General features: G+C 72.6%; 21 protein-coding genes and 1 riboswitch. Of the genes, 10 read left to right on the forward strand and 11 right to left on the reverse strand.

Annotated elements, in window-relative coordinates; translation table 11 throughout:
• Nucleotides 1-41: 41 nt before the first annotated feature.
• Nucleotides 42-1,217 carry a PP2C family protein-serine/threonine phosphatase gene (locus ABZ318_RS09875; RefSeq protein WP_356901961.1) on the forward strand — a complete coding sequence of 392 codons (1,176 nt, stop codon included), beginning with the start codon at nucleotides 42-44 and terminating at the stop codon, nucleotides 1,215-1,217.
• Between the two features lie 118 nt (nucleotides 1,218-1,335).
• Here the strand turns inward: ABZ318_RS09875 and ABZ318_RS09880 are convergent, their stop codons facing one another.
• Nucleotides 1,336-1,848, reverse strand: a complete 513-nt coding sequence (locus tag ABZ318_RS09880; RefSeq protein WP_356901962.1) for a MarR family transcriptional regulator — start codon at nucleotides 1,846-1,848, stop codon at nucleotides 1,336-1,338.
• Nucleotides 1,849-1,955: 107 nt separating this feature from the next.
• Between ABZ318_RS09880 and ABZ318_RS09885 the strand changes: the two genes are divergently transcribed.
• The gene (locus ABZ318_RS09885; RefSeq protein WP_356901963.1) at nucleotides 1,956-3,167 is read left to right on the forward strand and encodes a GAF domain-containing SpoIIE family protein phosphatase; all 1,212 of its coding nucleotides are present in this window, start codon (nucleotides 1,956-1,958) and stop codon (nucleotides 3,165-3,167) included.
• 46 nt (nucleotides 3,168-3,213) lie between these two features.
• Nucleotides 3,214-3,750: an ATP-binding protein gene (locus ABZ318_RS09890; protein WP_356901964.1), complete on the forward strand. Its 537-nt coding sequence runs from the start codon at nucleotides 3,214-3,216 to the stop codon at nucleotides 3,748-3,750.
• 109 nt (nucleotides 3,751-3,859) lie between these two features.
• Here ABZ318_RS09890 and ABZ318_RS09895 read toward each other — a convergent pair whose 3' ends face one another.
• Nucleotides 3,860-4,117: a WhiB family transcriptional regulator gene (locus ABZ318_RS09895; RefSeq protein WP_356901994.1), complete on the reverse strand. Its 258-nt coding sequence runs from the start codon at nucleotides 4,115-4,117 to the stop codon at nucleotides 3,860-3,862.
• A gap of 154 nt (nucleotides 4,118-4,271) precedes the next feature.
• Between ABZ318_RS09895 and ABZ318_RS09900 the strand changes: the two genes are divergently transcribed.
• On the forward strand, nucleotides 4,272-5,102 hold the full coding sequence (locus ABZ318_RS09900; RefSeq protein ID WP_356901965.1) for a DUF1206 domain-containing protein: 831 nt from the start codon (nucleotides 4,272-4,274) through the stop codon (nucleotides 5,100-5,102).
• A 75-nt stretch (nucleotides 5,103-5,177) separates the two neighbouring features.
• Here ABZ318_RS09900 and ABZ318_RS09905 read toward each other — a convergent pair whose 3' ends face one another.
• A complete protein-coding gene (locus ABZ318_RS09905; RefSeq protein ID WP_356901966.1) occupies nucleotides 5,178-5,600 on the reverse strand; it encodes an ATP-binding protein in 423 nt (140 codons plus the stop codon).
• Nucleotides 5,601-5,859: 259 nt separating this feature from the next.
• Between ABZ318_RS09905 and ABZ318_RS09910 the strand changes: the two genes are divergently transcribed.
• Nucleotides 5,860-6,714, forward strand: coding sequence for an RNA polymerase sigma factor SigF (locus tag ABZ318_RS09910; protein WP_356901967.1), 855 nt, complete (start codon nucleotides 5,860-5,862; stop codon nucleotides 6,712-6,714).
• Between the two features lie 125 nt (nucleotides 6,715-6,839).
• Here the strand turns inward: ABZ318_RS09910 and ABZ318_RS09915 are convergent, their stop codons facing one another.
• Nucleotides 6,840-8,348 carry a DUF4246 domain-containing protein gene (locus ABZ318_RS09915; RefSeq protein WP_356901968.1) on the reverse strand — a complete coding sequence of 503 codons (1,509 nt, stop codon included), beginning with the start codon at nucleotides 8,346-8,348 and terminating at the stop codon, nucleotides 6,840-6,842.
• Between the two features lie 85 nt (nucleotides 8,349-8,433).
• Between ABZ318_RS09915 and ABZ318_RS09920 the strand changes: the two genes are divergently transcribed.
• Entirely contained in the window at nucleotides 8,434-8,661 is a 228-nt protein-coding gene (locus tag ABZ318_RS09920; protein WP_356901969.1) for a hypothetical protein, read from the forward strand.
• Between the two features lie 132 nt (nucleotides 8,662-8,793).
• Here ABZ318_RS09920 and ABZ318_RS09925 read toward each other — a convergent pair whose 3' ends face one another.
• From ABZ318_RS09925 to ABZ318_RS09935, 3 genes are all read right to left on the reverse strand, one after another.
• Complete coding sequence (locus ABZ318_RS09925) at nucleotides 8,794-10,731, reverse strand: ABC transporter permease (protein WP_356901970.1); 1,938 nt, start codon at nucleotides 10,729-10,731, stop codon at nucleotides 8,794-8,796.
• Nucleotides 10,732-10,832: 101 nt separating this feature from the next.
• Nucleotides 10,833-11,648, reverse strand: coding sequence for a molybdate ABC transporter substrate-binding protein (modA, locus tag ABZ318_RS09930; RefSeq protein WP_356901971.1), 816 nt, complete (start codon nucleotides 11,646-11,648; stop codon nucleotides 10,833-10,835).
• A gap of 90 nt (nucleotides 11,649-11,738) precedes the next feature.
• On the reverse strand, nucleotides 11,739-12,128 hold the full coding sequence (locus ABZ318_RS09935; protein ID WP_356901972.1) for a helix-turn-helix transcriptional regulator: 390 nt from the start codon (nucleotides 12,126-12,128) through the stop codon (nucleotides 11,739-11,741).
• Between the two features lie 648 nt (nucleotides 12,129-12,776).
• Here ABZ318_RS09935 and ABZ318_RS09940 point away from each other — a divergent pair.
• On the forward strand, nucleotides 12,777-13,502 hold the full coding sequence (locus tag ABZ318_RS09940) for a DJ-1/PfpI family protein (protein ID WP_356901973.1): 726 nt from the start codon (nucleotides 12,777-12,779) through the stop codon (nucleotides 13,500-13,502).
• A gap of 113 nt (nucleotides 13,503-13,615) precedes the next feature.
• Nucleotides 13,616-13,984, forward strand: a complete 369-nt coding sequence (locus ABZ318_RS09945) for a VOC family protein (protein ID WP_356901974.1) — start codon at nucleotides 13,616-13,618, stop codon at nucleotides 13,982-13,984.
• 55 nt (nucleotides 13,985-14,039) lie between these two features.
• Here the strand turns inward: ABZ318_RS09945 and ABZ318_RS09950 are convergent, their stop codons facing one another.
• Nucleotides 14,040-14,762, reverse strand: coding sequence for an IclR family transcriptional regulator (locus tag ABZ318_RS09950; RefSeq protein ID WP_356901975.1), 723 nt, complete (start codon nucleotides 14,760-14,762; stop codon nucleotides 14,040-14,042).
• A 189-nt stretch (nucleotides 14,763-14,951) separates the two neighbouring features.
• A riboswitch (SAM riboswitch) is annotated at nucleotides 14,952-15,093 on the reverse strand.
• A gap of 330 nt (nucleotides 15,094-15,423) precedes the next feature.
• On the opposite strand from ABZ318_RS09950, the gene ABZ318_RS09955 reads away from it, so the two are divergent.
• Complete coding sequence (locus ABZ318_RS09955) at nucleotides 15,424-16,089, forward strand: DUF2071 domain-containing protein (RefSeq protein ID WP_356901976.1); 666 nt, start codon at nucleotides 15,424-15,426, stop codon at nucleotides 16,087-16,089.
• Nucleotides 16,090-16,092: 3 nt separating this feature from the next.
• Here ABZ318_RS09955 and ABZ318_RS09960 read toward each other — a convergent pair whose 3' ends face one another.
• The 3 genes from ABZ318_RS09960 to ABZ318_RS09970 are packed head-to-tail and all read right to left on the reverse strand — an operon-like array spanning nucleotide 16,093 to nucleotide 18,741.
• Complete coding sequence (locus ABZ318_RS09960; RefSeq protein ID WP_356901977.1) at nucleotides 16,093-17,124, reverse strand: NAD(P)/FAD-dependent oxidoreductase; 1,032 nt, start codon at nucleotides 17,122-17,124, stop codon at nucleotides 16,093-16,095.
• The gene (locus tag ABZ318_RS09965; RefSeq protein ID WP_356901995.1) at nucleotides 17,121-17,657 is read right to left on the reverse strand and encodes an isoprenylcysteine carboxyl methyltransferase family protein; all 537 of its coding nucleotides are present in this window, start codon (nucleotides 17,655-17,657) and stop codon (nucleotides 17,121-17,123) included. Before ABZ318_RS09965 ends, ABZ318_RS09960 begins: the two co-directional genes overlap by 4 nt.
• A 13-nt stretch (nucleotides 17,658-17,670) precedes the next feature.
• Nucleotides 17,671-18,741, reverse strand: a complete 1,071-nt coding sequence (locus tag ABZ318_RS09970) for a 3-oxoacyl-[acyl-carrier-protein] synthase III C-terminal domain-containing protein (protein ID WP_356901978.1) — start codon at nucleotides 18,739-18,741, stop codon at nucleotides 17,671-17,673.
• Between the two features lie 78 nt (nucleotides 18,742-18,819).
• On the opposite strand from ABZ318_RS09970, the gene ABZ318_RS09975 reads away from it, so the two are divergent.
• The gene (locus tag ABZ318_RS09975) at nucleotides 18,820-19,731 is read left to right on the forward strand and encodes a UbiA family prenyltransferase (protein ID WP_356901979.1); all 912 of its coding nucleotides are present in this window, start codon (nucleotides 18,820-18,822) and stop codon (nucleotides 19,729-19,731) included.
• Nucleotides 19,732-19,774: the final 43 nt, after the last annotated feature.

Consider the following 19,774-nt stretch of genomic DNA (forward strand, 5'->3'; position numbering starts at 1 on the left):
GGGCACGGGACCGCGCCCGGGGAGGAAGGAAACGGGAGAACGTGTACGAGATCGCCGACGTGGAGCAGGCGCTCCGCAAGGCAGCCCCGCACCAGCTGGTGGGCGTCGTCGAGGACGCCCTGCGGAAGCACTGCGGCGCCCGGCGGGTGGAGCTCCGTCTGGCCGACTACGGACTGCGGACCCTCCAGCCCGTCGAGCGCGCGCCCGGGGCGGTGCCGTCGGTCCCGATCCACGACAGCCCGCAGGGGCGCGCCTTCGGCGCCCAGGAGCCGTACGTCACCCACGGGTCCGACGCGATCCTGATCCACCTTCCCGTCACCGTGCGGGGAGACCGGCTGGGCGTTCTCACGGTCGGCCTGTCCCCGGGATCCGACGTCGGGGCCGCGCTGCCCGGACTCGCCCAGGTCTGCGAGGCGCTCGGGCACGAGATCCTGGTGGCCGAGCGGGACACGGACCTGTACGTGCTGGCGCGGCGGGCGACGCGGCTCACCCTCGCGGCCGAGATGCAGTGGCAGCTCCTTCCCGGCCGCTCGTGCACCCGTCCCGAGTTCGCCCTCGGCGCCCATCTGGAACCCGCCTACGCGATCTTCGGGGACAACTACGACTGGTCGGTCTCGGCCGGCCGGCTGACCCTGACCGTCACCAACGGCATGGGGGAGGGCATCGAGGCCGCCCTGCTGACGAACCTGGCGATCAACGCGCTCCGCAACGCCCGCCGGGCCGGACTGGGCCTCGCGGACCAGGCCGCCCTGGCCGACCAGGCCGTGTACGCGCAGTACCGGGGCAGCGCCTTCGTGTCGGTGCTCCTCCTGTCCTTCGACCTCGCCACGGGCGAGGTGGAGGCCGTGGACGCGGGTTCGCCCCGTCTGTGGCGGCTGCGGGGCCATTCCGTCGAGTCCGTCTCCTTCGAGGCGCAGCTGCCCCTCGGCATGTTCGAGGACTCCCCCTACGTACCCGAGCGGTTCACCGTGCTCCCGGGGGACCGTCTGCTCTTCGGCAGCGACGGGGTGTACGCCGCCGTCTCGCCCGAGGGGGAGAGCTACGGGGAGCGGGCGCTGGCCCGCGCGCTCAGCGGGACACGGCTGCTTCCGCCCACGCACGTGCCGCAGGCGGTGCTGCGCGAGCTCGCCGCGTACCACGGCGACACCCCGCTGGAGGACGACGCCCTCGTGGTCTGCCTCGACTGGTACGGGACCCCGTCAACAGTTGCCGTGTGACAACTGTATCCTTGGGGCAACACCTGGCTCGTGCCCGGTTGAACGCATCAAGGATGACCGGAGGGTGGCAGTGGGGACATGGAGTGTGCGGCCGGCCGACGCCGGCGGCGCGCGGAGGTCAGGCCGAACTGACGTCCTTCAGCGGCCTGTCAGGGCGTGACGAGCCCGCCGGCGCGCCCTCTCCCAGTGCCTCCTGGAACCCGGTGAGTCCCCGCAGCAGCGCCTTGCGGCTCGTCGGCGACATGGCGGCGACGACCGCGAGCAGAGCCTCCTCGCGCTGGGCCCGCAGATCCCGCAGGTACGCCTTGCCGTGGACGGTCAGGTGCAGCTCCAGCTGCCTCCGGCTCACGGAGCTGGGCAGCCGCTGGACGAAACCCAGCGCCTCCAACCGGTCGCACATGCGGCTCACCGAAGGCGGCGCGGACCCGAGCAGGTCGCCCAGCGTGCGGAGGCTGATCCCCTCCTCGCGGTCCAGGCTGTACAGCACGCGCAGCTGACTCGCCGACACCGGTGTCGGCGACACCATGTCCCGACCGCGCTCCCACAGCACCTCCAGGAGCTCGATGAGCTCCCGGGCGGCCTGAGTCGTCTGCTGCCGCTCCCGCTGGGACGGGGCGGGGTTGGTGTTCATGCCTGCCGACACTCCTCGGGCGTCCGGGGCCGAGGACGTCGGCCTTCCGACGGACCGGTCATCTCCACATCTCTCCAGAAGGCGGTACGGATTCGGTGGATCGACACGTGACAGTGGAAAGCGCACTGCGCGGGGCGGCACCACACCTCCTCCTGGACTCCCTCCGTACCAGTCTCGCGCAGCAGTACGCCGCGTCCTGTGCCGACCTGCTGCTCATCGACTACGGCTTCACGTCGCTGCGCCCCGTGCGGCCCGCGCAGACACCTGCCGGGGTGCGGCACGTGCCCGTGGACACAGGGCCCGTCGGTCGCGTCTTCCGCACGCAGCAACCATATCTTTTCCGTGATGACGGGCCCACGGCGACCGTTTGCCTTCCCGTCACGGTCCGCGGCGACCGGCTCGGCGTCCTCGTGGTCCTGCTGCCCCCGGACCGTGCCGGCGCGCAGACCGTCGAGAGCCTCGGCCGCGTCGCCGAGACCCTCGGACACGCCCTGCGCGTCGCCGACCGCCACACCGACCTGTACCGCAGCACCCGCAGGACGCGCGCCCTCACCATCGCCGGGGAGATGCAGTGGGACACCCTGCCGGGCCGGGCCTGCACCGGGCCGGCGTTCGACCTGCACGCCTACTGGGAGCCCGCCTACACCTCGGGAGGACACCTCCTGGACTGGAGCGTGACCGAGGACGAGCTGCTGCTGGTCGTCGCCGACGCCGCCGGCCCCGGCACCCCGGCCGCCCTGGTCAGCACCCTCGCCCTGAACGCGATCCGCAACGCCCGGCGGGCCGGACTCGACCTGGTGGGACAGGCCAGCCTCACCGACCAGGCGCTCTACGGCCAGTACCGGGGGAAGAGCCCGCTCGCCGCCCTCCTGCTGCGCCTCGACCTGGCCACCGGCGGGGCCGAGGCCGTCGACGCCGGGTCGCCGACGCTCTGGCGGACGCGCGGAACCACGACCGAGCGCATCGAACTGGACCGTCAACTGCCCCTCGGCATGTTCGAGGACACCGTCTACGCCACGCAGCGCCTGCGCCTCCTGCCCGGCGACCGGCTCGTCTTCACCGCCTGCGACCCGGGCGATCCCCCGCACGGCGGGGAGAACGGGGCACTGGACGGCCCCGTCGCCCGCGCCCTGGCGCAGACCGGCCGTCTGAGCTGCGCGGACGTCCCCAGCGCCGTCGTCCGGGCGCTGCGGGAGACCCCCCGCGACGTACCGGACGCCGTCCTCGTCGTCTGTCTCGACTGGCACGGACCCGAGGCCGGACGATCCGGTACGGCGACGGACGGGGACGGCAGCCCGCTCCCGCCCCCCTCCCCCTGACACGACGGCGGTGGACGTGATCCCCGATACGGGCGGTGTGGAAACCGTGAAGAGGGGAAAGGCGGAGTACAAGGTGCCCAGCGCGCCCGCCCATCCGTACGAGGGGAGTGCCAGGGCCATGACGGACGCCATCACCGCGGAGCGTGCGGTATCGGAGCCCCTGCTGTCCGCGAGTGTCGTGTTCGACAACGCCGCCGACGGCGGAGCGATCGGGTCCGCCCGCGCCTTCACCGCCGACTTCCTCGCGGCCGCGCCGGCCGTCCGGCGGGAACCGGTGGCGCAGGAACGTATCGACCTGGCGAAGCTGGTGGTCAGCGAGCTGGTGACCAACGCGGTCCGGCACACGTCCGGACCCTGCCGACTCCTCCTCGAGCTGCGTCAGGACGCCTTGGAGATCTCGGTGTTCGACCGCGCGGCGGCCGCCCCCGTACCCCGCGGCCACGACCCCCGCCGGATCGGACAGCACGGCGTGGAGATCGTCGTCGCCGTCTGCGAGAGCGTGCGCGTGGAGCCGGAGCCGGACGGCAAGCGGGTCCGGGCACGCCTCTCCCTCCTGCCGGCGGACGCCGGGGCGGGAACCTGACGGCCGGTACGCCCGCACGGCGCACCGGCCCCGACGGAGCCGGCCCGGCCGGAAGCCCACGGGGACGCCGGACCGGCCGGAGGCAGCCCTCGGGGACGCCGGCCGGACCTCAGCGCCGCTCACCGGACGTGCGGCGCGACCGCCGCCGGAGAGAACGGCGCTCGCTCTCGGTGAGGCCGCCCCACACGCCCGTCACCTGACGGGAGTCGTCCATGGCCCAGCGCAGGCACTCCGCTCGCACCGGACAGCGCCGACAGACCTCCTTGGCCTCGTCGGCCTGGACGACGGCGGAGGGGCCCACCCCCACGGGGAAGAACAGGTCGGGGTCCGCCTCGCGGCAGGCCGCCTCCGCCCGCCAGTCGTCCATGTGGCCCTCCCGGGTGTCCATGTGATCCTCCTGGTGAATGCGTCGGTACTCGTCTCCGTTCGCCTCACCGCCCGTCCGCGGCCGAAACCGCCCGCCGGCGATTCGTCCGGCACGGACAGGGCATCCGGAGGTCGACCGAGAGGAGCGAGTCGACATGAGCACAGCGAAGGCCCACGTGCCCGGGACGGGGAGAGCGGTCCGCGACAAGGCCGTACGTGCGGGTGCCCGGGCCGGTTTCGCGGCGCGGGGCGCGCTGTACCTGCTCGTCGGAGCACTGGCCGTACGCATCGGGCTGACGGGGACGAACGAACAGGCCGACCGGGGAGGAGCCGTCGCACACATCGCGGCCACCCCGTTCGGTGCCGTCCTCCTCTGGGCCCTGGGCATCGGCCTCGCGGGAATGGCGGCATGGCGCCTGTCGGAGGCGACCCTCGGAGGGGCCGGCCCCAAGGGGAACAAGGCGCACCGACGCGCCCTGTCCGCCGGCCGCTGCGTCTTCTACGCCGTCTCCGCCTTCCTCGTCCTCTCCTTCGCGACGGGGGAGCGGGGGAGCGGCGAGGGCTCGACCGACCGGCAGAGCCGGGACCTCACCGCCCGTCTGCTCGAACTCCCGGGCGGCCGCTGGTGGGTCGGCGCGGTCGCCGTCGGCATTCTGGTGACCGGGCTGTGGATCGCGGGCAGGGCGGTCCTGCGGAAGTACCGGGACGACCTGGAATGGGGGAGCCTGACGCCGTACAAGCGCCGCTTCATGGACGTGACCGGCGTGGCCGGCGGCATCGGGCGCGGCCTCGTCTTCGCCGCGCTCGGACTCTCCGGCGTGCGGGCGGCGACGGCGTTCGACCCGAACCGGGCCAAGGGCATGGACGACACGATCCGTTCGTTCGCGCAGACCCCGGCGGGCCCCTGGCTACTGCTCGCCGTGGCCGTCGGCCTCGTGCTCTTCGGAGTCTTCTCCTTCGGCCAGGCGAAGTGGCGCAGGCTCTGAGCCCGCCCCGTCTCGTACGAGAGCCCCGCGTCCCGGCCCCGCGGGGCACGGAGGAGCACCACACCGGCGAGGCCCTCAGGAAGGCCGGCCGGGCGAGGACGGCCGGAAGCAGGCGGTGACGTCCTTGCCCCGGGGGCAGGGACGGGCCTGCCAGTCGTCGGCGAGGGCGTCGATCAGGAGCAGGCCGCGCCCGCCGAGGGCGCCGTCGTCGGGGCGGCGCTGCTCAGGCACATGGGACGACGAGTCGTGCACGGTCACGTGCAGACACTCCTCGTCCCACGTCAGGATGAGCTGGGCGTCGCTGTGGGCGTGGACGTGGGCGTTGGTGACCAGCTCGGAGACGGCCAGCACGACGGAGTCCACCAGGTCCGGCGCCGTACGGTCCCAGCCGAGGGCCACCAGGTGCTCACGCGTCCAGTCCCGCGCCGTCTTCACGCCGCTGCTGACGGGCAGCGTCCGCGCCCATCCGACGGCTTTCAATGAGGGATCCCGCGCCATGTCTCTCCTCCGCTCGGCTGCGCTGCACGTTCCGTCTGCCCTCCCCCCGGCGCAAGAACCCGGAAGCCGGCGATCCGGCCCGGTTCGGGCGCGACCCGGGCCGGCCGCAACGGGGCGAGTGACGGCAGCCGCTGACGGTCCCTCACCCCCGGCACGCACATCCCGGAAAAAAGATCGGCATGGACTCGCGTCGTCCGGGTAGGCGAGCTGCCATCGGGCCACGAATCCGGGTTCGGGACGAGGACGAGAGGGGAATGGTGTGACGGTCACCACGATGTCGACCACGGGCGTTCAGGTCGGGACGGGGGCACTGCCGGCGGTCCCGGACCCGCTGGCGGTCGCGCCGAAGGACGCGCGCGCCCTGTCGAAGGTCTTCTTCCAGCAGCTCGCGGTGCTGGAGGAGGGGACCCACGAGTACCAGTACGCGCGCAACACCCTCATCGAGATGAACATGAGCCTGGTCCGCTACGCGGCCGGGCGGTTCCGTCATCGCGCGGACGAGATGGAGGACATCGTCCAGGTCGGCATGATCGGCCTGATCAAGGCGATCGACCGCTTCGAGCTCTCCCGGGAGGTCGAGTTCACCACCTTCGCCGTCCCCTACATCGTCGGGGAGATCAAGAGGTTCTTCCGGGACACCTCCTGGGCGGTCCACGTGCCCCGCCGCCTGCAGGAGGCCCGTGTGGAGCTGGCCAAGGCGACCGAAGAACTGAGCACGCGCCTGGGCCGGATGCCGACGGTCAAGGAACTGGCCGAGCTGATGAGCCTCACGGAGGAAGAGGTCGTCGAGGCGCGGCTGGCCTCCAACGGCTACAACTCCTCCTCGCTCGACGCCGCGCTGAACGGCGAGGACGAGAGCGGGGACGCGTCCCTGGCCGACTACATCGGCAGCGAGGACCCCGCCATGGAGCTGGTGGAGGACTTCCACGCCCTCGCCCCGCTCCTCGAGGACCTCGACGAGCGCGACCGTCGGATCATCCACCTGCGGTTCGTCGAGGAACTCACCCAGGCCCAGATCGGGGAGCGACTGGGCTGCTCCCAGATGCACGTCTCCCGCCTGCTCTCGCGCACGCTGAACCGCCTGCGTGAGGGCATGCTCGCCGACAGCAGCTGATCCGACGGCCCGCCGGAACCGGCCCGACGCCTGGGGAACTCGCCCCGGGCCGGGCCGGTCACGCCCTTCCGACCCGACCCCCTTCAGGAGCGAAGGGGGTCAGTGCTCACAGTCAGTGCTCGCAGTCAGTGCTCACAGAGGGAGAATTCCCGCTCGTAGAGCTGCTCGTTGTGTTCGTCGACGAAGAACTTGCGTTCCCGCATGAGCTGTTCGCGGTACTCCCTGGCCTGCTCGAGCGTCATGGTCGAGGTGTCGGACCACGGCTGTTGCGGCGGCACGTCGGAGGTCGAGACGATCTCCTCCGACGGGTCGACCAGGAAGAACGCGAGGATCTTGCGATGTCCCGGGCGAGTGGGGTCCTCGAGGCGGAACGAGCCGACGCGGTGTTGCAGGATGTTCGGGAACGCCAGGCAGCGGCCCGCCGGGGTCGCTGCCGACCCCAGCACCTGGTTCAGCGCGTCCTCGTCCTCCAGGCCGTAGACCTCACGCAGACCGTCGTCGTCGTTCTGCTCGTAGTCCGGGTCGTCGAGCGCCGCCCGGAAACTCAGCCGGCTTTCGGTGATGTTCTCGCTGTCCCAGTAGTAGATGCCGGTCGAGACGATCCGCTCGTTCAGCATCCCCTCGACATGCCACGAACCACCGGCGTACTCGGGCTTCTCCGGGGTGAGATGAATGGTGGCGAGCTTGACGATGACCTGGAGACGGCGGCCGCGCAGGTCGACCCGGGCGGATTCCTCGGGCGCCTCGGGCGGGGTGAAGACCGGGGCGTCCGGGACGACCGGGCGACGGGTTTCCCACCAGTCGTCGTGGGCCTGCTCCCACGCACGGCGGGCTTCGTAGTAGGCCTCGTCGTCACTGTAGGAGGGCCTGCTCGGACACACCGGCTCCGAGTCGTACCACCCGTAAGGATCGGCCTCGATCCGCAGGGGCCGCGGATGGCGCAGATCGGTGAGCACGTTCTCCAGCAGCGGGCGCATGCGCGCGAACAAGTCCGGCAGCACGGAGGCGAGTTCGTGATGAGCCTCGGGGTGGACGTTGTTGACGTACGAACGGAAGGCGACCTCGCCGTCGTCACGGACGTCGACGTCCGTGGGCAGCCACTGGAACTTCTCCGAGAACTCGTACTTCGAGTAGTGGTTCGTCGGGTTCCGCCAAGCCCGCTCGGGCGCGCCGCTCACCTCTCTCACCAGGCAGAACAGCGAGGGATGAACCAGATCCAGTACCTGGCCGTCGGATCCGGGATGCCAGTCCTTCTCTGCTTCGGGGACCTCCTCCAGAACCCGGACCGCCTCGCGCAGCCGGGACCTGAGCTTGTCGTCGACCAGCGTGTCCGACTGCCACACCCCGTCGACGGCGGACACCTCGACGCCGGTCCGCCCGTCCCGCAGCGCGGCGTAATGCGCGAGCTCGGCGAGCACGTAGCGAACCTGCGCTTCGGTGAGGCCCTGGGCGACCGCTTCTCGCGTCCACCTGGCGACGATGTCGGCATCGTTCATCTTGTCGAACCATCCCGGCTTCGCCCGAATGTGTGAGCTGCACTGCATCATCTGAAGTTCCCGCAGTGTTCGGGGCGTTGCGAACGATATGGAACGGGAAGCATGAAAAGGCAGCGGGAAGGCGGACAGGCCGGTCAATTCTCTTGGTCCTCACAGTCGGTGCGCGGTGGCGGGAAGGATACTTCAGTGGACTGACACCACAGCCGTGCCGCAGACTTCCCGGGTGATCGTTCTGCAGCCCGTCCTGGAGGTCCGCCCCTCCGACGGCTTCACCCTCTGGCCAGTCGCCGAGTCCGCGCCGTACGGCTTCCTGCCGCTCAGCGGCACGCTCGGTCCTGCCGAGGTCGGCACAGCGGTGATGCGCATCGCCGACTGCAACGACATCGACCCCGAGAACGACGGCCGCCCACCACGGCCCGCCGACCCGCTCGGGAGCTTCCCGCACCGGTGATGCCGCCGAACCCGTAGGGCTACGTGACGGTGCACCATCCCGGGTTCATCGACATATGAGGACCCGCGCGTCGGGGGTGCCCGCCCCGTCCACGTTCGTCATGTCCTTCTCGCAATGTCGGGGTCGAGACGTTCAGAGGGGAACGACGGTCGTCTCGGTCGCCTTCACGCTGGTCCAGACGGACACGCCGTCGGCGAGGCCGAGTTCGGCCGCGGCCTGGGGGGTGATCTCGGCGACGAGGTCGGGGGCTTCGTCGGAGGTGACCAGAACGCGGAGGCGGCTGCCGCTGGTGGTGATCTCGCGTACGGTGCCGGACCAGACGTTACGGGGGCTGCCGGCCGGCTTCGCGCGGTGGACCGACACCGCCTCGGGCGCGATGACGGCCACGGCCTCGGTGCCGGGCGTCAGCGGGTCGGCGGTCACCAGAGTGCCGCCGCCGTCGAGCGCGAGGCCTTCCGCGGTGGTGGTGCCGGGCCAGGCGTTGCGGCCCAGCATCCGGGCGACCCAGGGGGAGCGGGGGTGGCGGGTGACTTCGGCGGGGCTGTCGTCCTGCAGGGCGCGCCCTCCGTCGAGGACGAGGACGCGGTCGGCGAGGGAGACGGCCTCGACGGGGTCGTGGGTGACGATCAGGCAGACACCACCGAAGCCGGCGAGGTGGGTGCGCAGGGTGTGGCGGACGTGGGCGCGGGTGGTCTGGTCGAGGGCGGCGAGTGGTTCGTCCAGGACGAGGAGGCGGGGGCGGGCGGCCAGTGCTCGGGCCAGGGCGACGCGTTGGGCCTGGCCGCCGGAGAGCTGGGTCGGTCGGCGGTGGGCGAGGTGGCCGACGCCGAGGCGGTCGAGCCAGGTCTGGGCCTCCCGTCGTGCCTCGGCGCGCGGGACGCCCTGGGAGCGGAGGCCGTAGGCGGTGTTGGTGAGGGCCGTCAGGTGGGGGAAGAGGGCGCCGTCCTGCGGTACCCAGGCGACCCGGCGGCGGTGCGGGGGCAGGGCGGTGACGTCGACGGCGCCGAGGGTGAGGTGGGCGTGGGCGCGGGGGGTGAGGCCGAGCAGGGCGCGCAGGAGGGTGGTTTTTCCGGCGCCGTTGGGGCCGACGACGGCGATGGTGGTGCCGGGTGCGGCGTCCAGGGTGAGGCGGGCGAAGCCGGTGACCTCGGCGTGCAGCGGCCAGCGTTCGCCGGACTCGTTCGCCTCGGGGGCGAGGGGCGTGGGAGTGCCCTCGGAGTCGGGCCCGGGTGCGGCGTCGGGGGCGGGCCGGGGCTTCCGGTCGGTCGGGGTGCCGGTCCACCGTCCGCGCAGGGCGACGAGGACGGCCATGGCGATGGCGAGCAGCAGCAGCGAGACGGAGGTCGCGGCTTCCGGTTCGTCCTGGAGGAGCAGGTAGACCTGGAGGGGGAGGGTCTGGGTGGTGCCGGGCAGGTTGCCGGCGAAGGTGATCGTGGCGCCGAACTCGCCCAGCGCCCGTGCCCAGGTCAGGGCGGCGCCGGCGAGGACGCCGGGCGCGACCATGGGCAGCGTGACGGTGAAGAAGACCCGGACCGGCGAGGCACCGAGGGAGGCCGCGGTCTCCTCGTAGCGCGGCCGGAGTCCGCCGAGCGCGCCCTCCAGGCTGATGACCAGGAACGGCATGGCCACGAACGTGGCCGCGAGCACGGCTCCGGAGGTGTGGAACGGCAGCGTGATGCCGAACGTCGACTCCAGCCACGGCCCGAGGAGCCCGCGCCGCCCGAAGGCGAGCAGCAGCGCCACGCCGCCGACGGTGGGCGGCAGCACCATCGGCAGCAGCACCAGCGAGCGGACAAGCGCCTTGCCGGGGAAGGAGACCCGGGCCAGCAGCCAGGCCAGCGGGACGCCGAGCAGCAGCGACAGGCCGAGCGCCCAGAAGGAGACGAGCAGCGAGAGCTTCAGCGCCTGGACCGTGCCCGGTGAGCTCAGATGGCCGGCGAGCTCGCTCCACTCGGTCCGCGCCAGGATGCCGAGCAGCGGGAGGGTCAGGAACGCCACGGCCGCCAGCGCGGGCAGCGCCAGCAGGAGGGGCGGACGGGCGCCGGAGGTCCGTACGCCTGCTCGTTTCATCGATGATCCCGAAGACAAGAAGCACCTCAAGACAAGAGGAGGAGGGGCTGCCCGTCCCCCCGGCACGGGCAGCCCCTCGCGATCTGTGCGATCCCGGACGGTTACGGCTTCTGGAAGCCGGCCTCCTGAAGGATCTTCTGGCCCTCCGGGGAGGAGAGCCAGGCGACGAACGCGGCGGCGGCCTCGGCGTTCTTCGAGTCCTTGAGCGTAGCGGCCGGGTACTTGGCGATCGCGTTCTGCGCGTCGGGGATCTCGACGGCGTCGACCTTGCCCTTCGCGCTCTCGGCGTCGGTCTTGTAGACGAGTCCGGCGTCGGCCTCACCGAGTTCGACCTTGCTGAGCACCGCGCGGACGTTCGGCTCCTGGGAGACCGGCTGCACGGTGATCTTCTGGGCGTCGAGGATCTTCTTGCTGTACTTGCCGGCCGGCACCTCGGGGGCGGCGAGGACGACCTTGAGCTTGGTGTCCGCGAGGTCCTTCAGCTCGTCGATCTTGAAGGGGTTGCCCTTGCCGGTGGCGATGACGAGCCGGTTCTTCGCGATGACCGCCGGGGTGCCGGTGTCGGCCTTGACCTTGTCCATGCTCTTGGTGTCGGCGGTGACCAGGACGTCGGCGGGCGAGCCCTGGGCGACCTGGGCGACGAGCTCCTGCGAGCCGGCGAAGGAGAAGGTGAGCTTCGTGCCCGGGTGCGCCTTCTCGTAGGCGGCGCCGGCCGTCTTGAACACGTCCGTCAGGGACGCGGCCGCGAGGACGGTCAGGTTCGCCTGCGGTGCGGAGCCCGCGCCGGAGCCCGCCGAGCCGCCGGTGTCCTTCTTGCTGTCGTCGCTCGACGAGCAGGCCGCGAGCGGCACCAGCAGAGCGGCGGTGAGGACGGCGGCAGTGGCACGACGTCCGGCAGGGGTGAGAGCGAGGGACATGAGGTCTGGTCTCCTGGGGACGAACGGAAGGTGCGGTGGGAGGCCGGCCGCGCCGACGGCCGAAGTTCCTGCGGTACTGCGTGAGGGATGTCAGGTGCGGTCGATGTGCACGCTGGTCGACTTCACGCGGGCGGTGGCCTGCATGCCGACTTCCAGTCCCAGCTCCTCCACGGCCTCGCGGGTGAGGAGGGAGACCAGACGGTGCGGCCCGGCCTGGACGGTGACCTGGGCCGCGATGTCACCGAGCCTGATCTCCGTGACGATGCCCGGGAACGCGTTGCGTGCCGTCGTGTACGCCACGTCCTCGTCGTCGCCCTGGGCGATCTCCACGGAGAACGCGGCGAGCGACGTGCCGTCGATGACGCGCCGGCCGCTCTCGTCGCGGTGGGTGGCGACCCGGCCCGCGTCGGCCCAGCGCCGCGCGGTGTCCGGGCTGACGCCCAGCAGACGAGCGGCCTGCCCGATGGTGTAGGACTGCATATGCGACACCGTAGGGCTCCCTGGCTCTCATCTGCAACAAACACGTAGGACCCTCCATCGCGAATGAGAGGCGGCTTGGAGGAAGGGACAAGCAGAGCTGCCCGGCGGTCTCAGCCCTCGGACGAAGGGGTGCCGGGAAGCCGATGGGTGCCGATCCAGATCCCGGTGACCGCGTTGACGTGAGGACGGGGGTGGCGCAGCGGACGCCATGCCGCCCCCGTCCGTCGTACGGGCTCGATCCAGCCGTTCCCACGCACAGGTCGAGGGCCGAGCGGTCCTCGCAGGCCGTGGCGGGCGCCGCCTCGACATCACAAGGGGAGGAAGGGAAACGTCTGCGTGTGGGCAGCGCGTCGAGTCGTCTTCGGCCACCGGTCAGTTCCCGCTGGAGTCAGTGGCTTTCCTCACCTGTTAGGTCGGTTTGGGTGAGATGGGTGGCCGGACAGCATCGACGGGCCGGAACGACCGGGAAACACGAAGACCGAAGGGGCGAGGTGACCCACATGCCCGACACGACTCCCGGCCCGCTCGCGACGACTTCTCCACGCCGCGCGGGCGGACCGCCCGCCGAGTTCCCGGAAACAGGCGGGAACCGTGGGCCACGGCTGCCCGACCCCTCTCATACCGTCACTCCAGGAACAGGAGCACCGTATGAACCGCAGGGCATTACTCCGCGCCACCACGGCCCTCGGCGCCACGGGCGCGCTGGCCGCCACGGCGGCCTCTCCCGCCTCCGGGGCCGCCCCGGACCCGACCCGCCCGCTGCGCGTCCACATCGCGATGTTCGACGGCGTCGAGGAACTCGACTTCGCCGCCCCGTACGAGGTCTTCTCCGGCGCCGGGTTCTTCACCCCGCGCCCGGTCGAGGTCCGCTACGTCTCCGCCACCGGCGCCCGTACCGTCACCGCGGCCTACGGCACGGTCGTCCGCGGCATTCGCCCCTGGGCCCCCGAGGGGGCGGACCTGCTCGTCGTCCCGGGCGGCGGCTACGCCCGCCGTGACAGCCCCGGCGTCCGGGCCGAGATCGACCGCGGCACGCTGCCCCGCGCGCTCGCGGCTGCCGTCCGGCCCGGGCTCACGGTCAGCGCCCTGTGCACCGGCGTCATGCTCCTCTCGGCCGCCGGGCTCACCGAGGGCCGTTCGTGCACCACCCACCACAAGGCCAGGCCCGACCTCACCCAGCAGGGCGGCCTGCTGAAGAACGCCCGCGTCGTCGACGACGGCGACCTCGTCACCGCCGGCGGCATCACCTCCGGCCTCGAACTCGCGCTCTGGCTGGTCCGCCGCGAACTGGGCGCGGACACGGCGACGAACCTGGAGGAGATGCTGGAGTACGAGGCCCGGGGCACCGTCTGGAGCTCACGCCCGGGCCGCTGAGGCGGGCCCGGCCGCGCCCACCGGGCCTGGTCGGCACGGCTTCCCCTCCGCCGATGAGTTCACCGTCCCCGAACGGTCCACCCGCTGACACGACCGTTCTCGACAGGAGTGCCATGTCCACCATCCAGCCGGTGATCCTCACTGCCGACCCGGACGTCCTGCTCGGCTTCTACACGAAACTGTTCGGTGCCGAGGAGATCTCCCGGGTGCCGGAGGAAGGCCCGGTCTTCTCCCTCGGCCTGCGCATCGGCGACACCGACCTCGGGCTGGTGGCCAAGGCGGACCCGGGGGAGCGGGAGGCGCCGCGGATCCTGCTCAGCATCGGTGTCGACGACGTCGACGAGACGCTCGGCCGGGTGGCGGCACTGGGAGGCTCGGTCCGTGGTGGCGCCAACGACATGCCGTGGGGACAGCGCGTCGCCCACATCCAGGACCCCGACGGCAACCCGGTGAACCTCACCCAGCCGATCCGGGCCCGGTGACGCCGTAGCCCACCGCTCGGCACGGCCGGCCACCGTGCCGGGCGCGGCGCCGCGGTCAGGGGTGGCGCATGGCGTCGGTGAGGCGGTCGGCCGCGTCGACGGCGGCCTTCGCGAGCCGGGCGCCAGGGTGACGGGTGAGGCGTCGGATCGGGCCGGTGACCGTGATGGCGGCCACGACACGATGGGCCGGGTCGCGCACCGGCGCCGAGACGGAGGCCATCCCGGGTTCGCGTTCACCGATCGACTGGGCCCAGCCCCGGCGCCGTACGCCACTGAGGGCGGTGGCCGTGAAGCGAGCCCCCTGCAGGCCGTGGTAGTAGCGCTCGGGGTCCTCCCAGGCGAGCAGGACCTGGGCGGCCGAGCCCACCTTCATGGGGAGTGCGGAGCCGACGGGCACGATGTCGCGCAGGCCGACGGCCCGTTCGGCGGCGGCGACGCAGACGCGCACCTCACCCTGGCGGCGGTAGAGCTGCGTGCTCTCGCCGGTGGTGTCCCGGAGCGAGGTGAGGACCGGGCCGGCCGCGGCCAGCAGGCAGTCCTCGCCCGCCACGGCCGAGAGTTCGGCGAGTCGAGGGCCGAGGACGAAGCGGCCCCGCAGGTCCCTGGCGACCATGCGGTGGCGTTCGAGCGCGGTGGCGAGTCGGTGGGCCGTGGGCCGCGCCAGGCCGGTGGCGGCGACCAGCTCCGCCAGAGTGGCCGGGCCCGACGCCAGCGCACCGAGGATCACCGCGGCCTTGTCGAGGACACCAACGCCACTGGAAATGTCGGATACGTTCACGAAAAGGGGTACTCCAGTCTCGTCCGCGAGCCATGGTTCGCGGAGACCTCGCCCGGGGGAGGGCAGGGGTGGTCAGCGGGAAAGGGCCGAAGCGGTCGGCCGATGCGCCGCGGTGGTCACGAGACGGGTACGGGGAAAGCCCGGCGTGGACAGAGCCTGGGCGGAAGGCAGCACAGAGAGCACCGTGTCTCCTCATCTTTTCCCGCGCCACGTTGGCGCGGGCCGGAGTTGGCACTGATCCCGACGGCGCGGCGCGAACATGGAACGCCGAGTCGACCGGGGAGTTGCCGGGGCTTCGTAGGGCCGGTCCCTCCACCCCTCTGGATGATTCGCGAGGAACCATACAAGACTCCCGGGGCGACCTGCCAACGGCTTTCGGCCACGCGGCCGGCAGAGCACGCCCTCGCGGCAGGGGCGAGGGCCACCTCCGTCCCGCCCGCCTCCGTCCCGCCCGCACAAGGCCCGTCATCACCCTCGGGCCGTGTCGCTGCCGCGGCGATCGCGCGGCAGCCCACAGCATGGACGGGCGGTCACAGGGCTGGTGTGCCGCTCGTCGGTGGCCGGGTCCGCCGGCAGGACCGGTCTGCGAGCTTTGGAGAAGGTGTTGACGAGGACGCCGCCCCGACGAGCCCCCGGGTCCGTCGCCTTCCCGTTGCTGAGCATGCGGTGGGAGCGGCTCGCGATGGTGCACTGGAGGTACGAGGCCGAGGCCGTTCAGCGCCTGCTTCCCAGGGGCTTGCTCGTGGATCGGTTCGAGGGCCGGGCCTGGGTCAGTCTGACGCCGTTCATGATGTCGTCCGTCCGCGGGCTGGGGGTCGTGCCGCTGCCTCCCGCTGCCTTTCCCGAGACGAACCTGCGGACGTACGTGCGGCTGCCCGACGGACGCAGCGGGCTGTGGTTCTTCTCCCTCGACGTCACCGCGCCCTACCTGCTGGCCGGGCAGGCGCTCGGGGTGCGTTACCGGCCGGCGGACCTGACGGTGCGGGAGCGCGGCGCCGACACGTTCTACGGCGGCCGGCGTCGGGGCGCGGAGGGCGTCGGATACCGGCTGGGGGTCCGTGCGGGCGCGCCGGTCGAGGAGATGTCGCCCCTCGACGACTGGCTCACTTCGAGGTGGGCCGCCTTCTCGCGGCGCGCGGGCCTCCTGTGGCTCACCCCGGTGGACCACGAGCCCTGGACGCTGAGGCGGGGGACGGTCGGGGAGTTGGAGCAGACGCTCACCCGGAGCGCGGGTCTTCCCGATCCGGAACCCCCGCCGCTGGTGCACGTGTCCCCGGGGGTCGGTCCCGTTCTCCTCGGCCCTCCTCGGCCGGTGCTCCGACGGTGACGGTCAGGCGAGCAGGTTCACGGCGCCCTGGAACAGGCCGGGGAACCGGGCAGCCGTCGGCATGATCAGGGGAGCCAGCGGTGGCTGGTTCCGGACCCAGAGCAGGGACCTCGTCAGCAGGCGGTAACTGCGGGACAGACGCCACCAGGCCTGTTCGTACGCCTGCGGGCGGCCCTCGCGAAGACAGCGCACGAGGGTGTCCGCCGCCGTCAGGGCGAGGGTGAGGCCCTCGCCGGTCAGCGCGTCGACGTACCCGGCGGCGTCGCCGACGAACAGCACCCGGCCGGCCACCCGGGAACGGGCCTGCTGGCGGAGCGGCCCGGCGCCCCTGACCGGCGTCCGGTCGGCGGTGCGCAGACGGGCGGCCAAGTGGGGGAAACGGGTCAGCTGTTCGTCGAAGGGCAGTTGGCGTGAGGTGAGGATGGCGACGCCGACCTGCCCCGGTCCGAGCGGGGTGACGTACGCCTCGCAGTCGGTGGACCAGTGCACCTCGACCAGGTCGGTCCAGGGCTCGACGGCGTAGTGGCGCCGCAGTCCGTACCGGGGCGTGTGCCGCCGGGCGGCGGACGGCCGTACGGTCAGGCCGAGCGCGCGCCGGGTGGGGGAGTGCAGTCCGTCGGCCGCCACGAGATAGCGGGCGGTGATCCCGTCGGCGGTCACGTACGCCTCGGACTGGGTCACTTGGCGGACGCGGTGCGGGACGACCGGAACGCCGAGCCGGGCGGCCCGGGCGGCGAGCGCCTCGTGCAGCACGGTCCGGCGTACGCCGAGTCCGGACCCGGTGCGGAACCGGGCTTCGGCGCTCCGGTCGCCGGCGGCGTCGACATAGCGGATGCCTCGAAGGCACGGGCCGGGCACATGCACGTCGAGGGCCCTCAAGGCGTGCACCGCCGAGGGCATCAGTCCCTCTCCGCAGGCCTTGTCGATCGGCGCCGGCCGCGGCTCGGCGACCATGACGTCGAAGCCCCGTCGCGCTCCGTGGATCGCGGTGGCCAGACCCGCCGGACCGCCGCCGACGACGAGGAGGTCGATCACGACGCGGCACCGGTGGAGGAGAGGGCGTGCGAAGGCGCCAACGCGGTGTTCTCGCAGCGGATGCGGACGGTGAGCAGGGCCGCGTTCAGGAGCGAGAAGCCCAGGGCGGTCACCCAGGCGGTGTGCACCAGGGGCAGGGCCGCGCCCTCGACGACGACCGCGACGTAGTTGGGGTGCCGGAGACGGCGGTAGGGGCCGGAGGCGACGAGCGGGAGACCGGGGACGATCAGCACCCGAGTGTGCCAGCGGGGCCCGAGCGTGCCGACGCACCACCATCGCAGCGCTTGGGCGGCCAGCGTGAGGGCGAGTGCGGGCCAGCCGAGCAGCGGCAGGAAGGGCCGGTCGGCCGCCCAGGGCTCGACGAGGCAGCCGAGGAGGAGCGCGGCGTGCAGGACGACCATGACCGGGTAGTGCCCGGCGCCGTACTCGCGGGCGCCTCGGGCCCGGCTCCAGGCGCCGTTGCGTCGCGCCACGGCGAGTTCCGCGAAGCGTTCGGCGATGACCAGCAGGACCAACACGGTGTACAGCGTCAGGGTCACGACAGCCTCACCAGGCCAGGAGGACGAGATCGGACGAGAAGCCGGGCCCGAAGGCGAGCATCAGGCCGATCGTGCCGGGCGGCGGCCGGTCGGCCTGGGTGTCCTTCAGGATCTGCAGCACCGACGCGGAGGACAGGTTGCCGTGGGCGGCCAGGGCGCGGCGGCTCGCCGCGAGGGCCGAGTCCGGCAGGCCGAGCTCCTCGGCGAGCGCGTCCAGGATCTTCGGGCCGCCGGGGTGGCAGATCCACGCCCCCACGTCCCCGGGTTTGAGGTCGTGCACGGCGAGGAAGGACTCGACCTCCTCGGCCACGTGCAACCGGACGAGTCCGGGGATTTCCGGCCCGAGGACCATGCGGAAGCCCCAGTCACCGACGTCCCACCCCAACAGGTGCTCGGTCCCGGGATACAGGCGGCTGCGTGCCGCCACCACGCTCGGCACGGATGACCCGGGCGGGCGTGAGGACGCGGGGGAGCGGTCACCGCCGACGGCCACGAGCGCGGCGGCTCCGTCCCCGAACAGGCCGCCCGCCACCAGGTTCGCCATCGACGTGTCGGCGCGCTGCAAGGTGAGCGAGCACAGTTCGGTGGAGAGGAGGAGCGCGGTGCCGCCCGGCCGGCCGTCGAGGAAGTCGTGGACGCGGGCCAGACCTGCGGCGCCCGCGGAGCATCCGAGCCCGAACAGGGGCGCGCGCCTGACGTCGGGCCGCAGACCGACCCGTGCCGCGAGGCGGGCTTCCAGGGAAGGCGTCGCGATGCCGGTCACGGTCGTCGAGACGACCAGGTCGACGTCCTCCGGGCGTACGTCGGCGTCGTGGAGGACCCGCGTGACGGCTTCGGCGCCCAAGGCGGTGGCCAGCTCGACGAAGAGACGGTTGGTCTCGCCGAAAGCGCCGAGATCGCGGTAACGGTCGAGGGGCAGGGCGAGATGACGGCTCTCCACGCCGGCCGCCGCGTGCAGCCGGCGCACGAGGGCCCTGTCGGATCCGGGCGGCAGGCCGGAGACGAGGTCTTCGGTGATCTCGTGCTGCATGTAGCGGTGCGGCGGGAAAGCCGTGCCCACCGCGAGGACGCGGGTCATTGCTCCAACATAGGGACGGTGAGGCGTCGACACCCTCAACCCGGAGGTCATGGGCGCGCCGTCGCCTAGCGTGGTGCGGTGCGCCCCACCACGGATGAAGGAACCCACCGCCTCGCCACCCCGGCCGTTCCCGGCCCGCCGCAACGCCCGTCCGTCGTCGGCTTGCTGAAGGCGAGTCACCCGGTGCCGGCGGCGGCGGTGACGGTCCTCGCGGCGCTGCTGGCCGCCGCGTCCGGGCTGGACTTCGCCTCAGGGGCCGGGGCGGTCGCCGCGGTCGCCGCGGGGCAGTTGTCGATCGGCTGGTGCAACGACCGGTGGGACCTGCGGCGTGACCGGGCTGCCGGACGCCGTGACAAGCCACTGGCCACGGGGGCCGCACGGCCGGGCACGGTGGCCACGGCGGCCTGCCTGGCCCTGCTGGTCTGCGTCCCGCTGTCCCTCGGCTGCGGGCTCCTGGCCGGCGCGGTGCACCTCGGCTGCGTCGCCGCCGGCTGGACGTACAACCTGTGGCTCAAACGGACGGTCCTCTCCTGGCTGCCGTACGCCGTCGCCTTCGGACTGCTGCCCGCGTTCCTGACTCTGGCTCTTCCGGGCCGCCCGTGGCCGCCCCTGTGGCTGACCGCCGCGGCGGCGCTCCTGGGGACCGGCGCCCACTTCGCCAACGTCCTGCCGGACATCGACGACGACCTCGCGGGCGGGGTGCGCGGGCTCCCGCAGAGAACGGGCCGGCGCGGGTCCATGGCGGCGGCCGCGATCCTGGCCCTCGCCTCCTGCGCGATGCTGACCGCGGGCCCGACGGGCCGGGTGTCCCCGACCGGGATGGGCCTGCTCGGCGTGACCCTCGCGCTCTGCGTCGTGGCGGTGGCCGGGCCGCCTGCCCTGATGCGCGGACGCGTGCCTTTCGTCGCGGTCATGGCCATGGCCGGCCTGGACGCCGTGCTCCTGGTGCTGGCCGGAAGCGCGCCGCCCGCCGGCCAGGCCTGGCCGTGACCGACGACGGCCGGCAGGCACGGTGGACGCAGGCGACAGGCTT

The sequence above is a fragment of the Streptomyces sp. NPDC006197 genome (genome assembly GCF_040613865.1).
Lineage (GTDB): Bacteria > Actinomycetota > Actinomycetes > Streptomycetales > Streptomycetaceae > Streptomyces.